The sequence below is a fragment of the Rhodococcus sp. ENV425 genome, assembly GCF_002887785.1.
GTDB lineage: Bacteria > Actinomycetota > Actinomycetes > Mycobacteriales > Mycobacteriaceae > Rhodococcus > Rhodococcus aetherivorans.
This window is the reverse complement of the sequence record NZ_PCZU01000212.1, coordinates 1-7344: the sequence shown is the minus strand read 5'-3', so window position 1 is coordinate 7344 and position 7344 is coordinate 1. Positions and strand designations below refer to the sequence as shown.

Sequence of the window (7344 nt, the reverse complement as noted above, 5' to 3'; positions counted from 1 at the left end):
GGTGAACCAGCCGACGGTGCGGGACAGGTCGGCGCCGGGCACCACCTGCTCCTCGCGTCCGTGCCCCTCCCGGTCCACCGGGACCGCCCCACCGCCGCACACCCGGCCCACCGTCAGCGCCAGCGCGGTGAGCAGCACGTCGTCGACGCCGGCGCGGAAGCGCTCCGGCACCGTCGTCAGCAGCGCCTCGGTCACCGACGCCGGGACCTGCACCTGCACCCGCGAGACCGTCGCCATCGTGTCGCGCGCGGGATCCACCCGCCGCCCCGCGATCCGCACGCATCCGGCCGGTTCGAGGGCGCGGCGCCACAACCCCAGTTCGCCGCGCCGCGCCGGAACCTGGTCGAGCAGCCCCCGCGCCCAGGTCCGCAGCGGCGTTCCCCCGCCGGCCGGTTCGGTGCCCTCGCACGCGACGGCCAGGTCCGGGACCAGGATCCGCCACGAGACCCCGTCGATCACCAGATGATGCACCACCACCAGGATCCGGCCCGGACGCCCTGGGCCGGCGTCGAAGAAGACCACCCGCATCATGTCACCGGTCTCGGGATCCAGGGCGGCACAGGCGACGTCGGTCTCCTCGGACAGCACCGTCGAGCGGGACCGCTCGTCGAGTCCCCGGACGTCCACCCGCGTGACGAGCGTGGCCGGATCGACGGTGTCCGCGGCACGGACGTCGAATGTCCTTGCCGCCGGATCGAACACGGCACGCAAGGCGTCGTGCACCGCGAGCACCCGGCCCACCGCCGCGACCAGGGTGCCGAGGTCGACCCCGACGGGCGCGTGCAGGAGGCGGGACTGGGCGAATCCCCGGTAGGGGCCGCCGCGGTCGAGGAGGTCGTGCACGATCGGGGTCGCCGGGACGAGACCCAGGGCGGCGGTGCGTTCCGTCTCGTCCGGTGCCGTGTCGACCTGCACGATGCGGGCCAGGCCCGCCGGGGTGCGGTGCTCGAAGACGTCGCGGGCGGCGAAGCGCAGTCCCGCCGCCCGGGCTCTCGACACGAGCTGGATCGAGACGATGGAATCACCGCCGAGGGAGAAGAAGTCGTCGTCGGGTCCGATCGTGTCCAGGCGCAGCACCTCCGCCACCACCGCGCACAGGCGCCGCTCGAGGTCGTTCGCCGGGGCCCGGGACGCCCCGGCGGGCGCGAAGACCGGGGCGGGCAGCGCCCGCCGGTCGACCTTACCGTTGGGGGTGACCGGGAACTCGTCGAGCACCACGATCGCGGCCGGCACCATGTGCTCGGGCAGACTACGGGACACGTGCTGCCGCACCACTTCCGGATCTGCTCCGGCGCCGGTGACGTAGCCGACGAGCCGGCGGCGGCCCGGCTCGTCCTCCCGGGCCACGACCACGCAGCCCGCGACCGCCGGGTGCGCCGACAACGCGGCCTCGATCTCGCCGAGCTCGATGCGGAACCCGCGGATCTTGACCTGATCGTCGCTGCGGCCGAGGTACTCGAGCACCGGACGGTCGCCGCCCGCGTCGATCCACCGCACCCGATCTCCGGTGCGGTAGAGCCGGGCGCCCGCAGCGCCGAACGGATCGGCCACGTAGCGGGCCGCACTCGGCCCGGGGCGGTTCAGGTAGCCGCGGGTTACGCCGGGCCCGCCGACGTACAGCTCTCCGGCCACGCCCGCCGCGACGAGGCGCAGACGGTCGTCGAGCACGTACACCCGGGCGCCGTCGATCGGCGCCCCGATGTGCGGGCGCGCCCCGCGGATCTCGGCGACCGTGGCGTCGACCGTGCATTCGGTGGGGCCGTACATGTTCAGCGCCCGTACCCCGTCGAACGCGCCGAGCGCCGACCACAGGTCCGCGGACACGGCCTCGCCGCCGACGGCGAGCAGGCTGGGACGGTGCGGCGCCGCGGGCTCGCACAGGCCGGCGGCGAGCAGTTCGGTCATGAGCAGCGGTACGCAGTCGACGGCGTCGATGCGGTGGGTGCGCACGTAGGCGACGGTGGCGGCGGCGTCGGCGAGCAGGTCGGCGTCCGGCAGGTACAGGGTGTGCCCGGCGAGCATGGACAGCAGCGGGTCGATCGAGGAGTCGAACGACAGCGCGTAGGTCAGCAGCACCCTCAGCGGCCGGTCCTCCGCGCGGCCGACGGTCCGGCGCCGCTGGGTCGCGACCAGGTTCACGACGCCGCGGTGCGGCACCACGACGCCCTTGGGGAGCCCGGTCGAGCCGGAGGTGTAGACGACGTAGGCGGCCCCGTCGCCGGAGACTGCGCCGAGATGCTCGCCCGGCTCGAGCGGGGTGTCCGGGAGCGTGGGGTCCACCGCGGCGAGCGCGGCCTCGTCGAGGACGAGGACGGGCCTCGAGTCGGCGAGCATGTGTTCGATGCGCTCGGCCGGGTACCCGGGATCGATCGGGACGTAGGCGCCGCCGGCCTGCCACACCGCGAGGGCCGCGACGATCGCGTCGGTGCCGCGCGGCAGCATCAGCCCGACCACCGTCTCGGGTCCCACGCCGCGGCGGATCAGGTGCCGCGCGAGCCGACTGGTACGGGCGTGCAGTTCCCCGAAGGTGAGCGTCCCGGTGGCAGTGACCAGCGCGGTCGCGGTCGGGGTGCGCCGCCCCTGGCGGGTGAACAGCTCACCCAGGGTATCCACGCCGACGTCTTCGACGTCGTCCATACATACGTACGGGCTGCCGGAGCAGAGACGGTCGCGCTCGTCGTCGGCGAGCAGGTCGAGCGCGGACAGCCGGGTCCGCGGATCCCTCGCGAGCGCCGCGAAGGCGCGCACCACGCGGGCGGAGAGCGCATCGGCGGTGGCCGCGTCGAACAGGTCCCGCGCGTACTCCACCCGCACTCGCAGGCCGACGCCCGCGTCCTCGACCACGTCGAAGGTCAGGTCGAACAGGGCGGCGCCGGTGTCGACGGTGGACACCCGCGGTTCCAGGCCGGCGAAGGCGTCGACGACCGGCGGGGTGCGGTGCTGCACGAGCACCTGGAACAGCGGGTGCCGGCCGGCGCTGCGGGAGGGGTTCAGGGCCTCGACCAGCCGGTCGAACGGCAGGTCCTGGTTCGCGTAGGCGTCGAGGTCGGTGCTGCGGATCCGGGCGAGCAGTTCGGCGAGCGCGGGATCGCCGGACAGGTCCGTCCGCAGAACCACCATGTTGACGAAGAACCCGACGAGGTCGTCCAGTTCGGCGGCGGGGCGGCCTGCGGTGGGCGAGCCGATCGGGATGTCCTCCCCCGCGCCGCTGCGCGCGAGTGCGACGGCGACCGCGGTGTGCACGAGCATGAACATCGTGGCGCCCGCACCGCGCGCGACGGCCCGCAGCGCATCGGCCACGTGCGGCGGTACCAGCCGTTCGACCGTGCCGCCCGCGAACGTGGCCGTCGCGCCGCGGGGCCGGTCGGTGGGCAGGTCGAGTTCCTCCGGCATCCCGTCGAGCCGGGCGCGCCAGTAGTCGAGCTGGCGGGCGGCGAGTCCGTCGCCGTCGCCGAGGATCTCGCGGTGCCACACCGCGAAGTCGGCGTACTGCACCGGCAGCGGCGCCGGCGTCCAGGAACTCCCGGCGGCCGCGGCGGCGTAGGCCGCGCCGAGCTCGCGCAGCAGGATCGGGGCGGACAACTCGTCGGCGGCGACGTGGTGCACGAGCACCAGCAGCACGGCCTCCGCGGATCCGCCCTCGAAAAGCATCACCTTGATCGGGATCTCGCGTTCGAGGTCGAACACGTGCCGCGCCGCGGCCGCCACCGCCGCGTCCAGGTCGGCCCCCTCGACGGTGCGGGCGGTGAACGGCACGCCGGGTGCGGCGAGCACGCGCTGCATGCCGACGCCGTCGTGGTCCTCGAGCACGGTGCGCAGGACCTCGTGCCGGTCCAGCACCGCGCGCACCGCTTCGTGCAGCGCCGCCGGATCGGGGACGCCGCGCAGGCGCAGCGTCAGCGGGACGTTGTAGGTCGGGCTCGGGCCCTCGAGCCGGAACTGGAACCACAGCCGCTGCTGCCCCGCCGACAGCGGTGCACGGTCGCCGCGTTCGACCGGACGCAGCGGGATCCGCAGGGCCGCGGCACCGTCGGGGCACTGCGCGGCGAGCCCCTCGACGGTCGGGTGGTCGAAGACGGTGCGGATCGGCAGTTCCACGCCGAGCGCGTCGCGGACCTTCGCGATCAGCTTGGCCGCCGCGAGGGAGTGACCGCCGAGGAGGAAGAAGTCGTCGTCGACGCCGACGGTGTCGAGGCCCAGGACGTCCGCGAACACCGCGCACAGCACGCGTTCGCGTTCGGTGGCGGCCGCGCGGCCGCCGACGAGGGCCCCGAAGTCCGGTTCCGGCAGCGACGTGCGGTCCACCTTCCCGTTGGAGGTGAGCGACAGCGCGTCGAGGAACACGAACGCCGACGGCACCATGTGCGCCGGCAGCCGCCGCGCCACGAGCTCGCGGGCCGTCGCGGGGTCACCGTCGCCGCCCACCAGGTAGGCGACGAGCCGCGCGGTGCCGGTCGCGTCGGGACGCGCCACGGCGACGGCCCGCGCGACGCCGGGCAGCTCCTGCAGCGCCGCCTCGACCTCGCCGAGTTCGACGCGGAAGCCACGGATCTTGACCTGGTCGTCCCGGCGGCCGCGGTAGACGAGGTGGCCGTCCGCGGTCCACCGCACCACGTCGCCGGTGCGGTACATGCGGCTTTCGCTGTCGCCGAACGGGTTCGCCACGAACCGCGCCGCGGTCGCGCCGGGCGCGCCGAGGTAGCCTCGCACCACGCCGGGGCCGGCGACGTACAGTTCTCCGTCCACGCCCTCCGGGACCGGGTTCAGCGCGGCGTCGAGCACGTAGGCGCGCAGGTTCGCCACCGGCCGGCCGATCACGGGTTCCGCCGCGTCCCCCACCTCGGCGACGAGGACGTCGACGGTGCCCTCCGTGGGGCCGTAGAAGTTGAACGCGGCGCCGTCGCGCTCACGCAGACGCCGCCACAGGGCGTCGGTGACGGCGTCGCCGCCGAAGCCGAGCGTCGGCACGGTACCGGCGGGCAGCAGGTCGGCCTCGACGATCTGCTCGAGTTGCGCGGGCGACAGTTCGACGAAGTGCCAGCCCTCGCTGCCGGCGAGTTCGGCGAGCCGGTGCGGGTCCCGCTGGGTGGCCTCGTCGACGATGCGCAGCTCGTGTCCGTCGAGCAGCCACAGGTGCGGGCCCCACGAGGCGTCGAACGCGAACGACCAGGCGTGCCCGACCCGCAGGCGGTCGCGGCCGGCCTCGGCGCGGGCACGGGAGAAGACGCGCTCGCGGTGGCTGTGGAACAGGTTGACGGCGCCGCGGTGCGGGACCTCCACGCCCTTGGGCCGGCCGGTCGAACCGGAGGTGTGGATGACGTAGGCGACGTCGAGCTCGTGCAGCGGGCGGCCGCGTTCCGCGCGGGTCAGCGGCTCGGGGTCGTAGCCGGACAGGTCCAGCCCGTCGAGGTTCACCGGATCGGGTAGGCCTGCGGTGCAGGAGATCTCGGCGATACGTGCGGCGCCGTCGCCGCCGGTGAGCACGACACCGGGTGCGGTCTCGGCGAGCACGTGGGCGAGCCGCTCGGCGGGATGGTCGGGGTCCAGCGGAACGCACGTGGCGCCGGCCTCGAGGACGGCGAACAGCGCAACCAGCGTGTCGGCGCGGCGCGGCAGCGCGACGGCGACGCGCCGCTGTGGGCCGAGCCCGAGGCTCAGGAGGTGACGGGCGAGGCGGCGCGAGCGCGCGGCCAGTTCACCGAAGGTCAGGGCGGTGGCGGCATCGCGCACCGCGGGTGCGTCCGGGTCACGGGCCACCTGCGCGGCCAGCAGGTCCGGCAGCGTGAGGTCCGTCGGCACCGGCAGGTCGTCGCCGCTGCGCTCGACGAGGAGGCGGCGGCGCTCGCCGGCGCCGAGGATCTGCAGCCGGGCCAGCGGCCGGTGCGGATCGGCGAGCGCGACGACCTGGGTGAGGAGCAGTTCGAGACGGCGTGCGTGCCGCGCGAGGTCGTCGGCGGTGTAGGCGTCGGCATCCGCGTCCACCCAGACTTCGAGGCCGCCGGTGTGGTCGAGCGGCCGCACGGTCACCATGAAGTCCTGCAGCGGGCCCCGGGCCACGGAGTGCACCGCGGCGTGCAGGTCCGCGAAGCGCAGCCGGTCGCCGAACGGTTTGACGTTGACGGACGGCCCCACGACGCCCCGGGAGCCCGCGGGCAGGCGCAGGTCGTTCTGGATGTCCTCCCCGCGGTAGCGGTGGTGCGGGCGGCAGTCCGCCACGGCGGCACGCACCTCGGCGACGAGATCGGCGAGGGTGCGGGCGGGTTCGGGACGCAGGCGCAGCGGCACGACGTTGACCGCGGACATCGGCACGGTCGTCGCGGCGCTGCCGAGCCGGTTCATCACCGGGAATCCCACGATCACGTCGCCGCGTCCCGTCGCGGCGCGCAGGAACGCGGCGACGGCGGCGGTGACGACGTCGCCCCAGCTCGCGCCGGTGGCCTTGCCGATCCGCGAGAGCCCTTGCTGCTGTTCGGCGGTCAGGGTCAGGCGCACGCCGCGGCAGCGGACGGCGATGCCGCCGGGACCGTCGGCGAGGGTCACGGCGTCCTCGGCGCCGTCGAGGTAGCCGGCCCAGAAGTCCCGGTCGGCGGCGAAGTCCGCGGACGCACGGTAGGCGGCTTCCTCGGCGACGACGGGGGCGAGTGGGGCGAACCTGGCCGGTGGGACCGGCAGCCCGAGCACGTCGGCGGTGTAGCGCTCGGCGATGCGCCGGGTGAGCAGGCCGAAGCCGTAGGCATCGATCACCAGGTGGTGGATGCACAGGTAGAGGACGGCGTGCCGGTCGCCGAGGCGGAGCACGGCGACGCGCAGGCACGGCTCGCGGGCGGGATCCAGCACGCGCGTGTGGTCGCCGGCCATCCAGCGCCGGGCGGCCGCCTCCGGCTCGGGCTCGCGGCGCAGATCGACGACGGCGGGCTCCGGCGCCTCGTGCGCGCCGGGACGGATGAGGACCGATCCGTCGGCCTCCACGGCGAAGGCCGCGGTGAGCACCTCGGCTTCGGCGACGGCCTCCCGGACCGCCCGCGTCACCGCGGCGACGTCGACGTCGCCGCGGAGTTCGACGCATTCCGCGGTGTTGAAGACGGGGTTTGCGGGGTCGAGCTGCTGGGCGAACCATACGCCGGACTGGGCCCGCGTCAGCGGAAATGCCGAGGTCGACGGGCCGGACGTGGGCACGATCGATCCCCTTTCTACGGTCGAATTCGACTGTGCCGTATCGCATCACGAGAGGTGAAGCCGGTCCGGCGCGAAACGTGACGATACCAAAGGTTAGGCTAACCGTATATGTTCTGCTGGGTCGGGTGCACGGCACCGCGACCGTCCCTGTCACCACTACGAGAGGTC

General features: G+C 74.5%; 1 protein-coding gene. It reads right to left on the bottom strand.

Annotation, left to right across the window (positions count from 1 at the left end; translation table 11 throughout):
• On the bottom strand, nucleotides 1-7176 hold a 7176-nt coding region (locus tag CQZ88_RS17735; protein WP_258008651.1), incomplete at its 3' end, for a non-ribosomal peptide synthetase.
• Nucleotides 7177-7344: the final 168 nt, after the last annotated feature.